Source organism: Massilia sp. NP310, assembly GCF_019443485.1.
Classification (GTDB): domain Bacteria; phylum Pseudomonadota; class Gammaproteobacteria; order Burkholderiales; family Burkholderiaceae_D; genus Telluria; species Telluria timonae.
The window spans coordinates 5,915,781-5,934,793 of sequence record NZ_CP080379.1 but is presented as its reverse complement, the minus strand read 5'-3'; the positions used below and the strand labels follow the sequence as shown (position 1 = coordinate 5,934,793).

Sequence of the window (19,013 nt, the reverse complement as noted above, 5' to 3'; positions counted from 1 at the left end):
AAGCTTGTCTTGCGAGGCGTCGTCAGTGATGGCGGAACCTGCCTCCTCCCCGTAGCACAATGGATAGTGCACATGCCTCCTAAGCGTGGGATACTGGTTCGATTCCAGTCGGGGGGACCACCCCTTTAAATCGGAATGTTTCACCGCATCTCACCATATGCGCCTGAAGTATCAGAGGGTCGGGTTCTTTATTGCCCACTGAAGTTTCCGATAGAAGCAATCAGGCTTGCTCCACACGTCGTCTTATGCCCGTCGTAGGCAACGGCAATGCCGTTGATGACGTGGCTCGGATCGCCTTCAGCAATCGTGCATTTGTCATGTCCCTTGATGGGACAACTGCACGCATCACCGACGCAGGCGACCGGGACCCCGTCAACCGTGAAGTACGTGGCGCTCACACTTTCGACCTTGCCACCATGAGACGTTGCGTCACCTAATCGAATCACATTGGGCATCGCTCAGCCTTTCTCATTGGGTGGGGTTCCTTCGCCACGGCCACCGTGTGGCCTGGGATCGGTAGCGTCTTTCGGAAGGTCATCAGGGGGAGAGATTTCCACGATTGAGGTTGGCTGCCCCGCCGTGTGTGCAAGAGTAGGCGCATCATCGTAGCTGACCAGTTTCCAGACTGTCGCCGCTCGGTAAGAGGGCCGTTGCCCCTTGAGTTTTTGCCAGATCGACGGCTCGCCAATCACAGCCACATGCGGCATACGGTCGCCGGCCCGGATGTGTTGACGCCGGCTATCCCCCGTCGGCCCCGGCCTATCGTGCTCCCACAATCCGGTCTGCGGGCAGGTGCGCCCGGTTGCCGCGAGTTCGCCCAGCGGCAGGCGTGGACCGGTGTCGGCGGATTTGGCGGGCACGGCGCGGGTCGGGCGCACGCGGATGGTGCTGATGATCTTGTCCCAGACTGCGATGGCTTCTTCGTCGGTCAGACTGGCCTTCGTGGAGCCGGCTGCGTTATCGCCGACGCCGGTTTGGAGCTGGATATCGGCGTACGGTCTGAACGGGTCGTGGGGAACGCCCGTGAATTTGGCCTGAAAGTCGTGATAAGAATGGACGTGTTCTTCGTCGGGATTACGCAAGAGGACCTCGTAGCCGGTCTTCCATTCATGTATCTGGCGCGGGCTCTCGCGGAAAAAATCAATCTTGGCAAGCGCCGCTTTCTCTTCGGGCGTGGTTGGGCTTTCCTTGATACGCTTCCACTGGGCCCGGAGCGAGTCGCCCTCAGGGTTGGGGGGATTCGATGGTGCGACATAAATTGAAAAATGCGTATCGGGGAACTCTTTTAAACGAAAGCCAATACGGATGTGTTCCATAAGATCATCGTGTGTTGGATTTTGCTTATCTGGCAAAAAAAAGTGTTCGATGCAGTTGCCGGGCTCGATGGGGATTTCATCTTCTGGACGCTGGCGCATACGGCGTGCAATGCTTTTTATGTCTGTGATAGTCTCGTCTTTCTGTTCTTCTAACGGACGCGCATCAATGATAACGCTGTCGTTGTTCATCCTGAAGTAGCCGTTTATTTTCAGCATACCAATCGCTTCAAAACCATCGTAGCCAGTTACGATTTTTCCTTCGGGCTGGCGCATGTCGTCCACCGAAATCAGCAAGGGGACGTTGTTGAGGTAAATGGCCTTTTCGCTTTTCAGCTCGTCGACGAACTTCTGCATCAAGGCCTTTACCTCATCCACGCCGTCACGGTAAATGGTCACGCCCAGCGGAACATCGGTACCGCCCCATGCGACGGTAGCCGATGCGGGTACATCGACCATGAAGCGGCCAAAGCAGACGGTTTTCGTTTTGTCAAACACAGGTTGCAGGCGGGACGTAAAGGAGGTCATGTTCGGCGTCTTCCATTCTTTCGGGTGGTGGTCGCATGCTGCGAGCAACAGGCTCGCGGCAGCAAGCGGAAAAAGGAACAGGCGTCTGATGGCGGTCGGGCACATGGTATCCCTCTCAGCATTCCCAGCTTGCGTGCTGGACGATGCGCACGATGCTATACAAGGTCGACGCAATGGCCTGCGGGTCCTTGTAACTGGACTGGTGTTCGTAACCGGTCTGGCGGAACACGCCCTTGAACGTGCCGCTGTTCAACTGGTGGTCGGCGGATTTGGCGGGCACGGTCTGGTCGCCTGGCGCCGACGGCGCGAGTATCGTTGCGTGCATCGGTACAGGCCTACTGTCATTGAACGGCAGTGCCCCGATATTATTCGCTCCATCTGGGTCCCACGAAGTGAATTCAAGCCTGCCCTGCCGGCTGTCGCGGACGACAGACCAGTTCTGCCAGCCGCTAGGGTCGGCACAATTCCTGATTTCCCAAACCACCTCGCCGAAGCTTTGCCGTCCGCCGTCGGCGCCGTAATGCGCATAACTGTTCGGGTGATAGGTGTTTGCAATCGTCTGATGAAATTGCCTTGCCTGATCGAGAAATCTACATGTTCGTGCAAACGTTCCGCCGTCTTTCTTTGGGGGAACGTTGGACGGATTGATCCAGTCCTCCCGGAACAACGCATACCATTTGCCGCGCAGCTTGTAGATTTCGCTATAGGGATCGCCCTGCTTCGGCCAGGCTTCCAGATCCCGCCCATTGTGTCTCACGCGCAGCCAGCCGTTGCCGTAGGAATCGCTAGGCAGCAGCTGCAGTGCGCCCGTGGCATTCGCCAGCACCGCCGTGACTTCGTCGCCATAATTGCCGGCTACCTTTGCGCCAATACTTGCTTCAATGATGCTTGGGCTAATGCTCATCAGGCCCGGGTCCTCGAATCCTGCCCGCATGCGCTTATAGGCGGCCGGCGCACCGATTGCCGGCATCACGCCGTGCACAATGCCGAGCACTTTGTCCTGCAAATTGCCATAGGCCGGATGCACCAGCGCCCGCCCGACAAGCCCGCCCATCGAATGGGTTACAACGATCACCTTTTCGCATTCGTAGCCGGACGCGGTCAGCTCACCGATGACCTTGTTAATGCGTGCGGCGATAATCTTCGCGCTTTCGCCATTCGACTGCAGCCAGTTGTAGCCGAACGAGTAAACGGCAAACCAGCAGCCGGTGACCGCCTTTTTAAGTTCGTCCTCAGTCAATACTTGCTGCGGCAGACTGGGGTCGGACCTCCATACCTTTGGATCAACGCCAACGACATCGCGCCACTCGGACCGTATTTTTCCATTGGCGAACGTGTTGTTCAGGCGAGATTCGAGGTGTTGCAGCAACTCGCCATAACTCTTGAAAAATACTTCGCCCCAGCCGCGTGCCCGTGCCTTTTGGACCGCGGTACGTCCGTTCGGCATAGTCGGCGGGTCGCTCGTCAGCAAGGGAGAATTAAAGTTCTCGGCCAAGGCCACATTACCATGCCGTCCATCGCCCGTGACGTCAGACGGCCCGGAAGGATCGTAGATATCGACCGTGGTTTGCAGCGGATCCAGTCGCAGTTGCCGCTCACGCGGCGGGCTATTCGCATTCTTGCTGATGTTCGATACCCCAAGCGCATCTGGCCGCCACGCAATATTGTCGCTCTGCTTCAACTCTCTCTGCCGCTCGGCGCTCAACCGCAAATTCGACCCCATGATGCCCGGAAGAAAAATTACCGGCAGCACCCGCTTCGGCAACATCCGCGCGCACTGCGGCTTCTTGTCCTGCTTCGGTGTCGCAAACCCTTCAGCTTTGCGAGCCGCGTGGGCATGATGTTGCGCAGGCAAAGGATGTTCGGCAGTCGTCATCGCATGCTCCCCATGGTGTATCAGTCGTCCAATGCCTCGATGCTGTAGCGCCCAAACGAAATGGCGCTGCTAAAACGCTCGGTCAGCCCGTTCGCATCTGTCCGCCCCTCGAAGCTGCGGCCGTCTTCGGTGGTGATGCGATAGCGCTGGTTCTGCATCGGCTCATCGGTCCCGATCCAGCGCAGCACGGTCTGCTGGTCGTGCTGCGCCTCGCTCTTCGGCGGCGTCACGGCGGCCGGGTTGCCGCCTCCCGGTCCGATATGCGCGAACTTCGACGATTTGATCGTGTGTTCGCCGCTGCTCTGCTGAGTGATGACCCCGGCGCCGATATCCACCTGGGCGCCCTGCGCCACGATGCGGACCTTGGGCGCCTGCAGCACGATCTCGTCGGTGGCAGTCAGCACGATGCGTTTGGAGGAAGTGACCTCGATATCGTCGCCGTGTGTCTGCAATTCCAGCTTGCCGCTGGCGGCAATCAGCTTGATACCGAGCCGGTGTGCGAACAGGCTGATGCTTTCCGAAACACGCGCCAGCAGTTTCCTGCCGACCGATAGCTGGGTATTGCCGATGCTGAGCACATCGATATGCGTCTGCGCGCCGATCGCAATATTGTCCTGGCTGGTCATGGCGACGCCGGCCGGCGCGGATAGCGCCACCACGGGCTGGCCGCCGGCGCCGTCCTTTTCGGTATTGCTGCCGGCTTCCCACTGCTTCAGGTAGCCGATCAGTTGTTCGAGCTCCCCATCGTCGGTACTGTCCGCGTGATGCGTCGACGCCAGTTCAGCCAGTTGCCTCTGCAGTCCCTGCAAGGCCTCGGCAAGGCCGAGAAGCTCGCTGCGATCCAGTTGTTTTCCGCCGGCATGCTGGCGCGCGGCGGCGCTGATCAAGACCCCTTGCGCGCCCCGGAGCGCGACGGCAAGGTCGCTGCGCAGCTCCGCGCCTTCGCCGCGCGCCTCGCCCTTGCCGTCCTTGCGCGGGTGGGTCAGCCACCCCAGGTTCAACTCGCTATGACCGTGCTGGGACGACAGCTGTGCATTGATCTGGCCCGACGTGTCATCCAACCGCAACTGGTTGTAGCGGTCGCCGCCGACCTCCTTGCTCTTGATGCCGGCAACGTATCGGTTTCCAGGCAGCGCCCCGGCATGACTGAACGCGGGCGGCGGCGCCATGCGCCCGTAGACCTGGCCAACGATGATCGGCTTATCCGGATCGCCACCGAGGAAGCCAACCAGGACCTCATCGCCGACGCGCGGCAGCGTGATCGTCCCCCACTGATTGCTGGCCCAGGTGCTGGCGACCCGTATCCAGGCGGAGTCCCGGTCGCTGCCGCTGGCACCCGCGCCTTGCGCATGCTCGTGGTCTTCAACCCTGGCGCCGGGAAAGCGTACCTTGACCCGCCCGTGTTCATCGCAATGCACTTCTTCGCCGGGCGGGCCGACGACGATCGCACTTTGCAGCTGTGGACGCGGCAGATCCGTACGCGGATCGAATGCCGGCACGATCGGAATGCTGCGGCGAACGCAGGCAAAGCGGTTCATGTAGCGCATGCCGCGCTCGGCGCTGGCCTGGTGCAGACCGCTGTCGAAATAGGTTTCATCCCACCGGTTGAGCGCAAACAGCCGCTGTATCCGCTCATCGAGTGTCTTCGGCAGGTTGTTCTGCGCATCGACCTCCAGGCGCGTGATGACAAATTCCCGTTCCTGCGGCGAGTGGGTGTCGATATCCGGATGGCCGCTCAAGGCGATCCATTCTCCGATACAAAGAGCGCGCACACTTCCTTCGCCATAAAAGCATTTGGACTCGTACTCATGGCGCTTCATGCGTAGTTCGCCAAGCTCGCGGTAGTCGTCGCCGTCCGCCCCAGCATGCGGCACGTCGATCAGGTAGTCATCGAGACCGAGCGCGAAGCGGTTACCAGTCGCCCCCTGGTCTATACATGACGGCGTATTGGCGGTCATCGGCCGGCCCTGCAGGTAGTCCCAGCTGAGACGGTTGAGATTGCCCGGGACGAGCTTGCGTACCGGGCTCCACGCGAAGATGGTATCGCTTTGCTCGGTACCGTCGTCCCGGTGGTAGCGCACCACGCCCGCGGCATTTTGCGGCAGCGTGAACCCATCGTCGAACAACACCAGCGTGTGCGCCGGCATGTCCTCGCCCTGGGATTCGCTAGCGAGCCCTGGACGCATGAACCACGCGATGCCGCGCCGTTTCCACAAGCGGCGCAAGAAGTCGGCATCGGACTCGTTGTGCTGCATGGTGAACTCGCGGGCCGGGAACATGCCTTTCACATGCGACCACTCCACGTCGAATGCCCTGGCCAGCACCGGATTGTTCCGACGCCACTCGCCCACAATGACCTGAGTGATGTCCAGTTCGTTCATGTTGCGGAAGACCCGGGTACTGGTGCGCTGCTCCATCAGCGCCAGCGCATCGCGCAGCACCAGTTCATAGGTCGCCAGGCCACCATCGCTCTGGCCGGCAGCCGCTTGCGCGACGATGCCGCGCACCGCGCGCATGTTGCCGCGGTCCGTCACGAACTGCAGCTCGACCGGCAGTGCGATGAAGTCCTTGAGAGGGAGATCGGCGCGTGTCGACACGCACAGGAGCCGGTATTCCAGTCCGCCACACAGTGTTTCGGTTCCGCTGACACGCTGGACCAGCAGGACGTCGCCAGACGCTTGCTGTCCTCGCGAAAACCGCAAACGTATGGGGCGATGCGACTCGGTCAGGCTGGTAAATCCTTCAATCAGGTCCTTGAGGTTCATTTATCCGCCGTCGAGGCTGCTCTAACCCGATGACGAAATATGGCGACAGTGAGCATGCGTCCTCCGCTATACGTGTCTTCGCAATACATTCCAAGAATCAATGGTATGTACTTGGAACGACAATATCTTTGACATCAGATAAGCCCTCGCTCGTTCATGCTTTTAGTGTGGACGCGCGGATATACCGACGGACAATGCAACACATCCGACTGCGGTAACTTCACCAGCGGCCGCAGTTGTTGGTACTTTTGTGGTATTCGACTGGCAATGCTCAGCCTATTGACGCGCTCATGCGGGATTGCAGAGGCTCTTCTATTCCATGGCGAAGCAGGAATCCATCCGGTGATAGTCGCTGTGCGCGGGCAACGTTGACGACGTGCCCGCGGCGCACACCACCACGCACATCACTTGATCGCCACGCTCATTTCCCCATCCGCCATCACCACCGCGCCAACGAAGAAGCTGGCCTTGTCCGACGCCAGGAAGGCGGTGATCTCGGCGATCTCGCGCAGCTCGGCGGCGTCGGCCCGGGTGGGCTGTGAGAGCTCCTTTCACTTCAACCGCGCATTCAAGCGTTTTTTCGGCCGCAGTCCGCGCCAGGAGGCGTGCGACGTGAAGTCGGCATTCTCGCTGCTGCCGCCAACCCGGATCCGCGAGCAGCCGGACCGTGACTAGCAGCCCCTAGACTTCATCATCCACCCGCAGCTTGCGCTTCATGGTCGACAACAAGGCAATCATCTCCGCCTTGTCCTCGCCCGGCACATCCACCAGCATCTCCTCGATCCAGCGCTCATGCACCGCCGCCATCTCGGCGAAGGCCTTTCTTCCCGCCTCGGTCAGCTTGACCGCCGACGCGCGCCGGTCGCGTGCATCCTGCACCCGCACCACGAGTTCCTCGCGCTCGAGCTGGTCGGTGATCCCGGTGATATTGCCCCCGGTCACCATCATTCGCCGGGACAGCTCGCCCATGCGCAGCCCGTCCGGATGGCGCTCGAGCTGCGCCATCAGGTCGAAGCGCGGCAAGGTGATGCCGAAGGTGGTGCGCAGGCGGCTGCGGATCTCGTTCTCGATCCGCGTCGTGCACGACAGCATGCGCAGCCACAGCCGCAGCGACTGGTGGTGTTCGTCCGTCAGGCGGCTTTCCAGGTCCAGGTCGGCCGCCTCTCCCCCCTCGGCGTCGGCAGCCCGTATGCGCCTGTCGTCATCCATGCAAGTCCTCAAACCGCTTCAGTGCGTAATTTAAACCGTTGCAGTTTACCGGTTTCGGTCCGAGGCAGTTGTTCCTTGAACAGAATCGCGCGCGGGTACTTATACGGCGCGATCTGGCCCTTCACGAATTCTTGCAGCTCGTGGGCCAGTCGCTCGGTTCCCACGTGACTGTTGCGCAACACGACATGGGCTTCGACCACCTGCCCGCGTTCGGGGTCGCTCCGTCCCACCACGGCGCATTCGGCCACCGCCGGATGGTGCAGCAGCGCTTCTTCGACTTCGGCGCCGGCGATGTTGTAGCCGGCCGAGATGATCATGTCGTCGGTGCGCGAGCGGTAATAAAAATAGCCGTCGTCATCCATTTCGTAGGCGTCGCCGGTCAGGTTCCAGCCATCCTGGACGTAGTCGCGCTGGCGCTCGTCGGCCAGGTAGCGGCAGCCGGTCGGCCCCTTCACCGCCAGCCGGCCGATCACGCCCGGCCCCAGCTGCCTCCCCTGGGCGTCGAGGATGCAGGCCTGGTAGCCCGGCACCGGCTTGCCGGTGGCCCCTGGCCGGACGTCGTCGCCCGCGCTCGCGATGAAGATGTGCAGCAGCTCGGTCGCGCCGATGCCGTCGATCATGGCCAGCCCGGTCGCCGCCTGCCAGGCCTCGCGCGTGGCCACCGGCAGCGCTTCGCCGGCCGACACGCTGGCGCGCAGGCTCGACAAGTCGAAGCGGCCAGCCTGCGCCGCCATCTGGCGGTAGAAGGTCGGCGCCGTGAAGCACACGGTGGCGCGGTGCTCGGCGATCGCGCCCAGCAGGGCTTCGGGCGTGAGCTTCTCGACCAGCACCCCGGCCGCCCCCACCCGCAGCGGGAACAGCAGCAGCCCGCCCAGCCCGAAGGTGAAGGCCAGCGGCGGCGTGCCGACGAAGACGTCGTCCGCCTGCGCACGCAGGGCGTGGCGCGGGAAGCAGTCGCAGATCGCCAGCACGTCGCGGTGGAAGTGCATGGTCCCTTTCGGCACGCCGGTGGTGCCGGACGTGAAGCTGATCAGGCAGACGTCGTCCTGCGCCGTGTCGGCGGCGACGAACGGCTCGCCATGGCGCGCCATGCGTTGTTCGAGGCAATCGGGGACCGGGGCGTCGAACACCAGCACCGGCACGGACAGGCCGAGCGCGGCGACCTCGTCCACCAGGGTGCCGGCGCACAGCATCGCGTTCACGCGCGCCTTGCCGGCGATGGCGCCGAGTTCGCGCGCGCGCAGCAGCGGCATGGTCGGCACCGCGATGCAGCCGGCCTTGATCACGCCCAGGATGCAGGCCGCCATCGTCGGGCAGTTGGCGCCGCGCACCAGCACCCGGTTGCCGGTGGCCAGGCCCAGGTCGTGGCGCAGCACGTGGGCGATGCGGTCGACCCGCTCCAACAATGCGGCGTAGGTCAGCCGCTCGCGCGCGCCGATCAGCGCCGTGCGCCCGCCCCAGCCGCGCTTGACGGCGCCGTCGAGCAGGTCGGCGACGCAGTTCAGGCGCGGCGGGTAATGCAGTTCGGGCAGGTCGAACAGGAACTCGGGCCAGGTGTGCGCCGGCGGCAGGTTGGCGCGGGCGAAACTGTCCGTGTGGCCGGACGGGAACAGCGTTGCGATGGTGGCGTCGTTCATGGATGGTCCCGGCTGGGTAAAACGAGGCGACAAGAACTCAAGCAACAAGCCAGGAATACTTTAAATCTAAAGCACCTGCCCGGCAAGCGGATTCGCCACCCCTTCTTGCGTTCAGCCATGCGCGGCGCGCCCGGCCTGGCGCGCGACCGCCGCGCCGGCCGTCGCCAGCGCCGCCGCCACATCGTGCGGCGCCGGGGAGCGGGCCTCGGCCACCGTGGCCAGCGCCGCGGCGGCGCCGTACAGGCCGAGCGTCTTGCAGCCTTCGCGCAGGCGGTTCAGGCGCGCCTGCGTTCCCTCGTCGCCGGCCGGCGGCTCGTGCATGGCCACCTGCAGCTGGCGCGCCAGGCCGTCCAGGTAGAGGCGCAGGCGCGCATGATCGATGCCGAGCCGGCGCGCCACCTCGTCCGGTGCTTCGTCCGGCGCTTCGTCTGCGGGTTGGGCGCCGGCCAGCGCCGGAAACAGGCGCGCGAACTGCGCGCGCACGTCTTCCTGGCGGAACGGCTTGACGATGTAGCCGCTGGCGCCCAGGGCCGCCGCTTCGTCCAGCGTCGCGCCGTCGGACGCGGCCGAAACCAGCACGAAGGGCAGCGCCGCCGTGTCGGCGCCGGCGCGCACCCGCTGCAGCAGTTGCAGGCCGGACAGGTGCGGCATGCGCAGGTCGCAGAACACGATGTCGGGCCGCAGGCCCGATTCCAGCTGGCGCCAGGCATCGGCGCCGTCTTCCGCTTCCAGGATCGCATGATTGCCGCAGCTGTCGACCAGATGCATCAGCATCATGCGCGCCACGATGTCGTCGTCCACTACCAGCACCTTCATTCGCTCTCCGCCAGTTCGGTCAAGACCTGCATTATAGGCAAGCATTCGGGACAGGCCGGAGATTAGCGCGCATCGAAGGCGTCGAGCAGCGTATGCAGCCGCGGCAGCCCGGCGCGCAGGCGCTCGTGCTCGCCGGCGTCGGCCGCCGCTTCCAGTTCGCCGCACAGCGTTGCCAGGCCTGGCTCCGCCAGGTGGACGGCGCTGCCGCGCAGGCCGTGCAGGATGCGGCCGGCGGCGTCCAGGTCATCGGACGCGACCGCCGCCGCCAGCTCCCGGCGCCGGCGCGGCAGGTCGGCGACGAAGGCGGCGCGCAGGCGCAGCGCCAGGGCCTCGCCAGGCGCGGCGGTGGCCGCGGTGGCCGCTGGCCCCGGATCCGCGCCGCGCCCCGCCGCCGGCGCGTCGAAGGTGACCTCGAACATCGCGTCGAGCGCCGCCATCGCCTGCGCACGGCTGTCGGGCGCGCCTTGCGCCGGCATCGGCTCGAGCGGCACGCCGCGCTGCAGCTGGCGCTCGATCGCGCGCGCCAGCTGGGTGTGCAGCGCCGCCTCGTCGATCGGCTTGGTCAGGAAGGCATCCATCCCGCAGGCCAGGTAGCGCGTGCGGTCCTCGTCGCTGGCGTTGGCGGTGAGCGCCACGATCATCAGGTGCGGATCGATCACTGGCGCATCCTGCGGGCCGCCGGCGCGGATCAGGCGGGTGGCGCTGGCGCCGTCCATCTCGGGCATGCGGCCGTCCATCAGGACCAGGTCGTAGCGCTTGCGCGCGCAGGCGGCCACCGCCTCCAGGCCGTTGTCGACGATGTCGATCGCATGGCCCAGCTCCTCGACCATCAGGCGCGCGATGATCTGGTTGGTGGGGAAGTCCTCTGCGCACAGGATACTGAGGCGATGGCTGTGCGGCGCGCGCGGCGCATGCTCCACGCGCACCGGCGGGGCGCCGTCCGGCAGCGGCAGCAGCACGCTGAACACGCTGCCCTTGCCTTCCTGGCTGTTGACGCCGATGGTGCCTCCCATCAGCTCCACCAGCTGGCGGCAGATCGCCAGGCCGAGGCCGGTGCCGCCGTAGCGGCGCGTGGTGGTGGTATCGGCCTGCTCGAACTTCTGGAACAGCCGCGGCAGCGCATCGGACGGGATGCCGATGCCGGTGTCGCGCACCGTGAAGCGGATCATGTGCATGCCCGGCGGGCGGTCCTGGTCGTCCGGCCGACACTCGACCTGCACCGTCACGCTGCCCGACCTGGTGAACTTGAAGGCATTCCCGATCAGGTTCACCAGCACCTGGCGCACGCGGGTCGGGTCGCCCACCAGGAAGCGCGGCACGTTGTCGTCGACCTGGACCGAGAAGTCCAGGCTGTGGCCGGCGGCCTGCTCCTGGAAGAGGCTGGCCACGTTGCGCATCTTCTCGTGCAGGTCGAAGTCGATGCGCTCGACGGTCAGCTTGCCGGCCTCGATCTTCGAGAAGTCGAGCAGGTCGTTGATGATCGCCAGCAGCGCTTCGGCATTGGCCTGGCCGCGCAGGATCTGCTCGCGCGTGTTGTCCCTGAGCGCCGCGTCGCGCAGCGCGAAGCCCAGCATGCCGATCACGCCGGCCAGCGGGGTGCGCATCTCGTGGCTCATATTGGCCAGGAACTCGGACTTCTGGCGCGTCGCATCCTCGGCGCGCTCCTTGGCCTGGCGCAGGACTTCCTCGTTCTCCTGCAGCGTGCGGTAGGCGCGCGCCAGCTCGTTGCTCTGGTGGCGTCCGCGCCGCTCCTGCTCGCGCAGTTCCTGCGTCTGCTGCTCGAGCATGCGGTTCTGCTGCTCCACCTGCTCGGTGCGCGCGCTCACCTGGTGTTCCAGCCGCTCCTTGTGGCGGCGCAGGCTGGACAGGCGCATGCGCAGCCCCCCGTAGACGGCGCTGCACACCAGCAGGATCATGGCGATCCGGGCCCACGGCGTGCCCCACGGCGGCGGCTCGATGGTCAGCGCCAGCGCCGCCACGTCCTCGCTCCAGACGTCGTCCTTGTTGGCCGCGCGCACCCGGAACACATAGGTCCCGGGATCGAGGTTGGTATAGGTGGCGAAGCGCTGGTCGGCGCCGGCGTTCACCCAGCCCTTGTCGAAGCCGTCCAGCCGGTAGGCGAACTTGTTGCGTTCGGGCGCGGCGAAGTGCAGCGCCGCGAATTCGAGGGTGAGCACGGCGGCGTCGGCCGGCAGGGTCACGGCGCTGGCGTTCTCGATCGGCCCCGGCAGCAGGCCCGGGAAGGCTTGCTCGAGCGGCCGGTTGAAGACCTGCAGGCCGGTGATCACGGGACGCGGCGCGATGCGGTTGTCGCGGATCGCGCGCGGATCGAAGGCGGTGATGCCGTTGAAGCCGCCGAAATACAGGGTCCCGTCGCTCGCGCGCAACACCGAGGCGTCGAAGAAGGCGCCTTCGGTGATGCCGTCGGCCGCCGTGTAGCTGCGCCAGCGCCCGTTGGCCGGGTCGAAGCTCGAGATGCCGCTCGAGGTGCTGGCCCAGATGCGGCCGTCCTGGTCTTCCACGATCGCCGCCACCGAATCGTCGACCAGGCCGTCGCGCGTGGTGTAGCGGGTGAAGCTGAGCGCGCCGTCGCGCCCCGTCACCATGCGGTTCAGGCCTACCGCGGTGCCGATCCAGATGTCGCCGCGGCTGTCTTCCATCAGGTGGTGCACCTCGTCGTGGCTGATGCTGTTCGGGTCGTAGGGATCGTGGCGGAAGTGGCGGAACCTGCCGCTGGCGCGGTCCAACAGGTCGAGGCCGGCGAAGGTGCCGACCCAGAAGCGGCCGCGCCGGTCTTCGAGCATCGGCCGCGCGATGTCGTCCGACAGGCTGGTGAACTTCGACGGATCGTGGCGGTAGCTGGTCACCGCGCGCGTGACCGGGTCGAGCCGGTGCATACCGCCGCGGGTCGTGATCCAGACCATGCCGGCGCGGTCGAGCAGCATCGAGCGCACGTTGTTGGCGTCGGCGTCGCCCGGCAGCACCTGGCGCCGGAACCGGCGCGCCGCGGGGTCGAAGGAGGTGATGCCGGAGCGGCTGCCGATCCACAGCAGGCCGGCGCCGTCGCGCACGATGGCCGCCGCCGGCACGTCGATCAGGCTGTTCGGGTCGTCCTTGCGGTGGCGGAACACCTCGGCCTTGCCGGTGCGCGGATCGAGGTGGTGCAAGGCGGTGGCCGAGCCGACCCACAGCCGCTGTCCGTCTTCGAGCAATGCGCGCACCTTGTTGTCCGCCAGCGAGTCGGGCATGCCGGGGCGCGCATTGAGGCGCGCGAAGCCGCCGCTGCCCAGGTCGACGCGCGAGACGCCGCCATACCAGGTGCCGGCCCAGAAGGTGCCGACCCGGTCGCGGTACAGGGCCGAGACGTAGTTGTCGACCAGGCTGTGGCGGTCGGTCACGACGTTGCGGAAGGCGTCGAAGCGCTCGCCCCCGGCGCGCCAGCGCAGCAGGCCGTCTTCGTGGGTGCCGGCCCACACCGTGCCGTCGGGATCCTGGTACAGCGTGGTGATCCAGGATTCCTTGACGCCGTCGGCCGGCCCGAAGCGGCGCAGCCTGCCCGCATCCGGGCCACGCAGTTCGCGCCGTTCCAGCCCGCCGAAGCGCCCGACCCAGAGCCGCTGCCCGGCGTCGACCAGCAGCGCGTGCACCGGCCGTGAACGAACGTCCAGTTGCGAAGGATGGTGCTCGACCGTCCGGCGGTTGGGGGCCAGGCTGTCCAGGCCCGCCGCGGTGCCGATCCAGAGGCGCCCGTCGGCGTCGAGCGCCAGCGCCTGGATGCCGTCGTCGCGCAGGGTGCGCTCGTCGTTCGGCACGTGGTGCCAGACCGTGAACTTGCCGGTCTCGGTGTCGAAGTGCTGCAGGCCGTCGGCGGTGCCGATCCACAGCCCGTCCTTGCCGTCGCCGATCATGGCCTTGATCTGGCGGTTGCCGGTGCCGCGCCGGGTCGGCTCGTGCGGCGCGTACAGGGTAAAGCTGCGGGTGGCCGGATCGTAGCGGTTCAGGCCGCCGTCGGTGCCCAGCCACATGCGGCCGTGGCGGTCCAGGTGCAGCACCCGCACCCAGTTGCTGGACAGGCTGCGCGGGTTGCCGATCTCGCTGCGGTAGTGCACGAACCGGTAGCCGTCATAGCGCGACAGGCCGGACTGGGTGCCGAACCACATGAAGCCGTCGCGGTCCTGGACGATGGACAGGACCGATTCCTGGGCCAGGCCCTGCTGCACCGACAGGTGTTCGAAGCGCAGGGTCGGTTCGGGCGCCGCCGCGCGCGACGGCGCCGATGCCGCCAGCACGAGCGGCAGCAGGAAGATCGACAGGAAGATGGAGAAGCACCGGCGCAGCATGGTCATGGGGCGCGAAAGCGGGCGCGCGCATCGGCGACACGCGCTCCCGCTCCCATCGGGATCGATCCGGTTTTCTGTTTGCTATCCACGGGCGACAGGTTAGCAAACTCTGATTGTCTTGAGGCAAATATGGGGTGGGGAACGCAACAAATTGTCTGCATTTGTCGCTTCCCCGCCCATTTTCAATCGCCCTTGGCAATGCCCTCGCGGCGCGGATCGGCGCCGCCGAACCACATCGGCACCCCGTGCACCTGGATCCGCTCGATGCCGTGCAGGCCCGAGGTCTGTTCGCTGACGCGGATCGCATGGCCGCGCGCGCGCAGCAGGTCTTGCGTGGCCTGCGGGAAGCGCCCGCGTTCCAGCTCGGTGGGGCCGTTGCGGCTGCCGAAATTGGGCAGCGCGATCGCCTGCTGCACGTTCAGGCCCCAGTCCAGGGTTCCGACCAGCACCTTGGCCACGTAGTTGATGATGGCCGGGCCGCCCGGCGAGCCGACGGTGAGCACCAGCTTGCCGCTGTCCTTCTCGAACACGATGGTGGGCGACATGGCGCTGCGCGGCCGTTTATTGGCCTCGACCCGGTTCGCCACCGGGCCGTCGGCGTCACGCGCGCTGAACGAAAAATCGGTCAGCTGGTTGTTGAGCATGAAACCGTCGACCATCTGGCGCGAACCGAAGGCGTCCTCGATGGTGGTCGTCATCGCCAGGCCGCGGCCGTCGGCGTCGACCACCGACAGGTGCGAGGTCGACGGCGTCTCGATCGCATTGTCGGTGCCCCACGCGACTTCCATGCCCGGCGGCGTGCCGGCCTTGGCCTCGCCCATCGAGCGGGCGCCGACCAGGGCGGCGCGCCCCTTCAGGTAGCCCTTGTCGATCAGGCTCGGGATGCCGCGACCCGGCAGCGGCACGAAGTCGGCGTCGGCCGCATAGCGGTTGCGGTCGGCGTAGGCCAGGCGCCCCACTTCCGAGAACACGTGCACGGCTTGCGCGCCCGGCACGCCGTCCTTCGGGGCCAGCGCCTTCATGTCGAAGGTCTCGAACATGCCCAGCATCTGGGCCACGGCGATCCCGCCGGACGACGGCGGCGGCATGCCGCACACGGTGTATTGCCGATAGTCGCTGCAGACCGGCGCGCGCACCTTGGGCCGGTAGTCGGCGATGTCCTTCGCCGTGAGCAGGCCGGGGTTGGTCGGATGGCTGGCGACCTTGGCCGCGATATCGCGCGCGATGCGACCGGTATAGAACACGTCGGCGCCGCCCTCGGCGATCTCGCGCAGCGTCCTGGCCAGCGCCGGGTTCTTCAGCACATGGCCGACCGGCCACGCCTGGCCATGCTGGTCGTAGAAATAAGCGGCGGCCACCGGGTCCTTGCGCAGGTGGGTCTCGCCGGCCAGCATCTTGTGCATGCGCGGGCTGACCGCGAAGCCCTGCTCCGACAGCCGGATCGCCGGCTCGAACAGCGTCTTCCAGGGCAGCTTGCCGTGCTGGCGGTGGGCAAGTTCAAGCATGCGCAGCACGCCCGGGGCGCCGACCGAGCGGCCGCCGACCACGCCTTCGGTGCGCGACAGCGGCGTGCCGTCCGGGCGTTCGAACAGGTGCTCGTCGGCCCTGGCGGGCGCGGTCTCGCGGCCGTCGAAAGCCTGGGTCTGTTTGCCGTCGTAGTGGACCATGAAGGCGCCGCCGCCGATGCCCGACGATTGCGGCTCGACCAGGGTCAGCACCAGCTGGGTGGCGATCGCCGCGTCGATCGCGCTGCCGCCGCGGCGCAGGATCTGGTAGCCGGCGTCCACCGCCAGCGGGTTGGCCGCAGCCACCATGTATTTCTGGGCCGGCCAGCCGGCCTTGTCGGCATAGCCGGTGGCCGCTTCCGGCGCGGCCTGCAGGGAATCCTGGGCGCCGGCGGGCAGGTGGAAGGCGGCGGCCAGGGAAAGTGCAGGTATGACTGCACGCGCAAAGGTGCTGAACTGTTTCAAATGATTCTCCCAAAAGCAGACGGGCGCGCCGCCGCACGACAGCGGCGACGCGCCCGAGATCGCAGACATGCTACCTCATGTCGCGCGAGCTTGCTTTAAGGACAATGCCTGAGCTGACCGTTTACTTCGGCTGCATGCGGATCGCGCCGTCGAGGCGGATCGTCTCTCCGTTGAGCATCACGTTCTCGATAATGGCCTTGGCCAGGTGGGCATACTCCTTCGGCAGTCCCAGGCGCGGCGGGAACGGCACCATCTTGCCCAGCGAATCGCGCACTTCCTGCGGCATGTTCATCAGCATCGGGGTTTCGAAGATGCCGGGGGCGATGGTCATCACGCGGATGCCGCTGCGCGCCAGGTCGCGCGCCATCGGCAGGGTCAGGCCGGCCACGGCCGCTTTGGATGACCCATAAGCGGCTTGCCCCATCTGGCCGTCGTAGGCCGCGACCGAGGCGGTGTTGATGATGACGCCGCGTTCGCCGTATTCGGCCTCGTCGGTCTTCGCCATGGCGTCGGCCGCCAGGCGCGCCATATTGAAGGTGCCGACCAGGTTGATGTTGACGGCGCGCTGGAACACCTCGAGCGGATGCGGGCCGTCCTTGCCGACGGTCTTGGCGGCCGGCGCCACGCCGGCGCAATTGACCAGGCCACGCAGGACGCCCAGCGCGACGGCCGCCTCGACCACCGCCTTGCCGTCCGCTTCCTGGGTGACGTCGCAGCGGACGAACTGGCCGTTCAGTTCCTGCGCCAGCGCGCGGCCGGCCTCTTCCTGGACGTCGGCGATCACGACTTTCGCGCCGCCGTCCGCCAGCATGCGCGCGGTGGCCGCGCCCAGGCCCGAGGCGCCGCCGGTGACGATGAAGACGTTGTTCTGGATTTGCATGGTGTGTCCCTTATAAAAGTTCTATGTGCCACATGTTTAACGTTTACGTTAACGTCAACTGGCATTGTAGCGAACTTTTATAGGGAACCACCATGTCGGCGCTCAGGCGTTCAGAAGCACTGCATCGTGTTGCCGGTGCGGTTGCACAGGCGGCCTTCGCTGTTGACGCTGGCGTTGCCGACCTGGCCGGCCGTGGTGGCGCCGCTGGCGTCGGTGCAGGTGGCGCCGGTGCAGGCGCTGACCGGGCGCGAAGTCGGGCCGACCGGGGCTGGCGCGGTGGTCGGCGTCGGCGTGGGCGTGATGCGCGTACTCGCCGGCACCGCCTGGGTGTCCTGCGGACGCGGCATCGGGACCGGCTGCGGACGCACGTTCTGCGGCGCCGGATGGGTGGCGGGATCGATGTCCTTCAGGCGCGACGGTTCCTGGCGTCCGGTCGCCTTTTCTTCCTGGGTCATGGGACGCATGTCGATCGTCGGGGCCGGCGCCGTGGTCTGCTGGCCGTCGAGCGATGGGCGGTAGGTCGCGCCAGTCGCCGGCTGACCCTGAGTGACGCCGGTGGTCTGGGCGCCGGCGCCGATGGCGGTGGCGGCGAGCAGGACGGCAAGGATGGTTTTCGGCGTATTCATGGCAGACCTCTCTCTTGGCTTGATCGATGACCTATTATCGTCTTGTCAACGTGCGCACGGCGCACGAGAAACAATTTCTCACATAATCGAGGAGACATGCAGGTCAAGCAGAGAATGCGCCGCGCCCAAAAACGTCGTTCCCGCGGAGGCGGGAACTCAAGTTGCTTGCGTCATCGCGACACGTGGAAACTTGGGTTCCCGCCTGCGCGGGAACGAGGGTTGCTGCTAACTTGCCCTGGGTGGCTGCGCTTATTCGGACAGCGCCGCGAACGCGTTGTCGCGCACCTGCTCGACCGGGCCGACGCCCGAGATCTTGCGGTATTTCGGCGCGCCCGGCAGGCCCGACTCGGCCCACTTGCCGTAGTAGCCCAGCAACACTTCGGTCTGGTTGTGATAGACCTCCAGGCGCTTCGAGACGGTCTCGGCCTTGTCGTCGTCGCGCTGGATCAGCGGCTCGCCACTGACGTCGTCGACGCCTTCGACCTTCGGCGGGTTGAACTTGACGTGGTACACGCGGCCCGAGGCCGGGTGCGAGCGGCGGCCGGTCATGCGTTCGAGGATCATTTCGTCAGGAACGTCGATTTCGAGCACGTAGTCGATGGTGACGCCGCTGTCCTTCATCGCCTCGGCCTGGGCGATGGTGCGCGGGAAGCCGTCGAACAGATAGCCGTTGGCGCAGTCCGCATCCTTCAGGCGCTCCTTGACCAGGCCGATGATGATGTCGTCCGACACCAGTTGGCCGGCATCCATCACCTTTTTCGCAGCCAGGCCCAGTTCGGTGCCCGCCTTGATCGCGGCGCGCAGCATGTCGCCGGTCGAGATTTGCGGGATATTGAACTTTTCCTTGATGAAATTTGCCTGGGTGCCCTTCCCGGCGCCGGGTGCTCCTAACAGAATGAGACGCATGAGTTTCCTGAGATTCTAGAAAATAATGAAAATTGCTGTGGATTGTATAAATTATGTTTGATGTTGCCAAGCCTTCTTGACACGGAAGTTACCACAAAAGTTGGCTTTCAAGCCAGTTTTGGGGCCCTGCGGCCAGGATTATTGATC

At 65.6% G+C, this 19,013-nt stretch carries 13 protein-coding genes and 1 tRNA gene; 2 read left to right on the top strand and 12 right to left on the bottom strand.

From position 1 onward, the window contains the following. Nucleotides 1–45: 45 nt before the first annotated feature. Nucleotides 46–120 (top strand) — tRNA-Arg (locus tag KY496_RS26250). A gap of 68 nt (nucleotides 121–188) precedes the next feature. Here the strand turns inward: KY496_RS26250 and KY496_RS26245 are convergent. From KY496_RS26245 to KY496_RS26230, 4 genes are read right to left on the bottom strand one after another with little or no spacing between them, the layout of a single operon-like run. After that, entirely contained in the window at nucleotides 189–455 is a 267-nt protein-coding gene (locus tag KY496_RS26245; RefSeq protein WP_081589964.1) for a PAAR domain-containing protein, read from the bottom strand. 3 nt (nucleotides 456–458) lie between these two features. Then, nucleotides 459–1,946, bottom strand: coding sequence for a T6SS immunity protein Tli4 family protein (locus KY496_RS26240; protein WP_005669139.1), 1,488 nt, complete (start codon nucleotides 1,944–1,946; stop codon nucleotides 459–461). Between the two features lie 10 nt (nucleotides 1,947–1,956). Continuing rightward, nucleotides 1,957–3,717 carry a triacylglycerol lipase gene (locus KY496_RS26235; RefSeq protein ID WP_219863115.1) on the bottom strand — a complete coding sequence of 587 codons (1,761 nt, stop codon included), beginning with the start codon at nucleotides 3,715–3,717 and terminating at the stop codon, nucleotides 1,957–1,959. Between the two features lie 20 nt (nucleotides 3,718–3,737). Beyond that, the gene (locus KY496_RS26230) at nucleotides 3,738–6,482 is read right to left on the bottom strand and encodes a type VI secretion system Vgr family protein (protein ID WP_219863113.1); all 2,745 of its coding nucleotides are present in this window, start codon (nucleotides 6,480–6,482) and stop codon (nucleotides 3,738–3,740) included. 408 nt (nucleotides 6,483–6,890) lie between these two features. On the opposite strand from KY496_RS26230, the gene KY496_RS27515 reads away from it, so the two are divergent. After that, entirely contained in the window at nucleotides 6,891–7,157 is a 267-nt protein-coding gene (locus KY496_RS27515; protein WP_219863112.1) for a hypothetical protein, read from the top strand. A 6-nt stretch (nucleotides 7,158–7,163) separates the two neighbouring features. Here KY496_RS27515 and KY496_RS26220 read toward each other — a convergent pair whose 3' ends face one another. From KY496_RS26220 to adk, 8 genes are all read right to left on the bottom strand, one after another. Next, nucleotides 7,164–7,691, bottom strand: a complete 528-nt coding sequence (locus tag KY496_RS26220) for a MarR family winged helix-turn-helix transcriptional regulator (protein WP_005669130.1) — start codon at nucleotides 7,689–7,691, stop codon at nucleotides 7,164–7,166. A gap of 8 nt (nucleotides 7,692–7,699) precedes the next feature. Beyond that, entirely contained in the window at nucleotides 7,700–9,328 is a 1,629-nt protein-coding gene (locus tag KY496_RS26215; protein WP_229520373.1) for an AMP-binding protein, read from the bottom strand. 111 nt (nucleotides 9,329–9,439) lie between these two features. Then, on the bottom strand, nucleotides 9,440–10,144 hold the full coding sequence (locus KY496_RS26210) for a response regulator (protein ID WP_005669126.1): 705 nt from the start codon (nucleotides 10,142–10,144) through the stop codon (nucleotides 9,440–9,442). A gap of 62 nt (nucleotides 10,145–10,206) precedes the next feature. Continuing rightward, complete coding sequence (locus KY496_RS26205; protein WP_229520372.1) at nucleotides 10,207–14,490, bottom strand: hybrid sensor histidine kinase/response regulator; 4,284 nt, start codon at nucleotides 14,488–14,490, stop codon at nucleotides 10,207–10,209. Nucleotides 14,491–14,666: 176 nt separating this feature from the next. Then, on the bottom strand, nucleotides 14,667–16,523 hold the full coding sequence (ggt, locus tag KY496_RS26200) for a gamma-glutamyltransferase (protein ID WP_184234577.1): 1,857 nt from the start codon (nucleotides 16,521–16,523) through the stop codon (nucleotides 14,667–14,669). A 52-nt stretch (nucleotides 16,524–16,575) separates the two neighbouring features. Next, a complete protein-coding gene (locus KY496_RS26195) occupies nucleotides 16,576–17,334 on the bottom strand; it encodes a 3-hydroxyacyl-CoA dehydrogenase (protein ID WP_005669119.1) in 759 nt (252 codons plus the stop codon). 110 nt (nucleotides 17,335–17,444) lie between these two features. Next, nucleotides 17,445–17,960 (bottom strand): hypothetical protein, encoded by a 516-nt coding sequence (locus tag KY496_RS26190; RefSeq protein ID WP_005669117.1) that lies wholly within the window; start codon nucleotides 17,958–17,960, stop codon nucleotides 17,445–17,447. Between the two features lie 249 nt (nucleotides 17,961–18,209). Further along, the gene (gene adk / locus KY496_RS26185) at nucleotides 18,210–18,866 is read right to left on the bottom strand and encodes an adenylate kinase (RefSeq protein WP_005669115.1); all 657 of its coding nucleotides are present in this window, start codon (nucleotides 18,864–18,866) and stop codon (nucleotides 18,210–18,212) included. Between the last annotated feature and the right edge of the window lie 147 nt (nucleotides 18,867–19,013).

Bases quoted from the DNA above. Each gene is read 5' to 3' on its own strand.
- KY496_RS26245 (WP_081589964.1), bottom strand. From the start codon at position 455: ATGCCCAATGTGATTCGATTAGGTGACGCAACGTCTCATGGTGGCAAG.
- KY496_RS26240 (WP_005669139.1), bottom strand. From the start codon at position 1,946: ATGTGCCCGACCGCCATCAGACGCCTGTTCCTTTTTCCGCTTGCTGCC.
- KY496_RS26235 (WP_219863115.1), bottom strand. From the start codon at position 3,717: ATGACGACTGCCGAACATCCTTTGCCTGCGCAACATCATGCCCACGCG.
- KY496_RS26230 (WP_219863113.1), bottom strand. From the start codon at position 6,482: ATGAACCTCAAGGACCTGATTGAAGGATTTACCAGCCTGACCGAGTCG.
- KY496_RS26220 (WP_005669130.1), bottom strand. From the start codon at position 7,691: ATGGATGACGACAGGCGCATACGGGCTGCCGACGCCGAGGGGGGAGAG.
- KY496_RS26215 (WP_229520373.1), bottom strand. From the start codon at position 9,328: ATGAACGACGCCACCATCGCAACGCTGTTCCCGTCCGGCCACACGGAC.
- KY496_RS26210 (WP_005669126.1), bottom strand. From the start codon at position 10,144: ATGAAGGTGCTGGTAGTGGACGACGACATCGTGGCGCGCATGATGCTG.
- KY496_RS26205 (WP_229520372.1), bottom strand. From the start codon at position 14,490: ATGACCATGCTGCGCCGGTGCTTCTCCATCTTCCTGTCGATCTTCCTG.
- ggt (WP_184234577.1), bottom strand. From the start codon at position 16,523: ATGTCTGCGATCTCGGGCGCGTCGCCGCTGTCGTGCGGCGGCGCGCCC.
- KY496_RS26195 (WP_005669119.1), bottom strand. From the start codon at position 17,334: ATGCAAATCCAGAACAACGTCTTCATCGTCACCGGCGGCGCCTCGGGC.
- KY496_RS26190 (WP_005669117.1), bottom strand. From the start codon at position 17,960: ATGAATACGCCGAAAACCATCCTTGCCGTCCTGCTCGCCGCCACCGCC.
- adk (WP_005669115.1), bottom strand. From the start codon at position 18,866: ATGCGTCTCATTCTGTTAGGAGCACCCGGCGCCGGGAAGGGCACCCAG.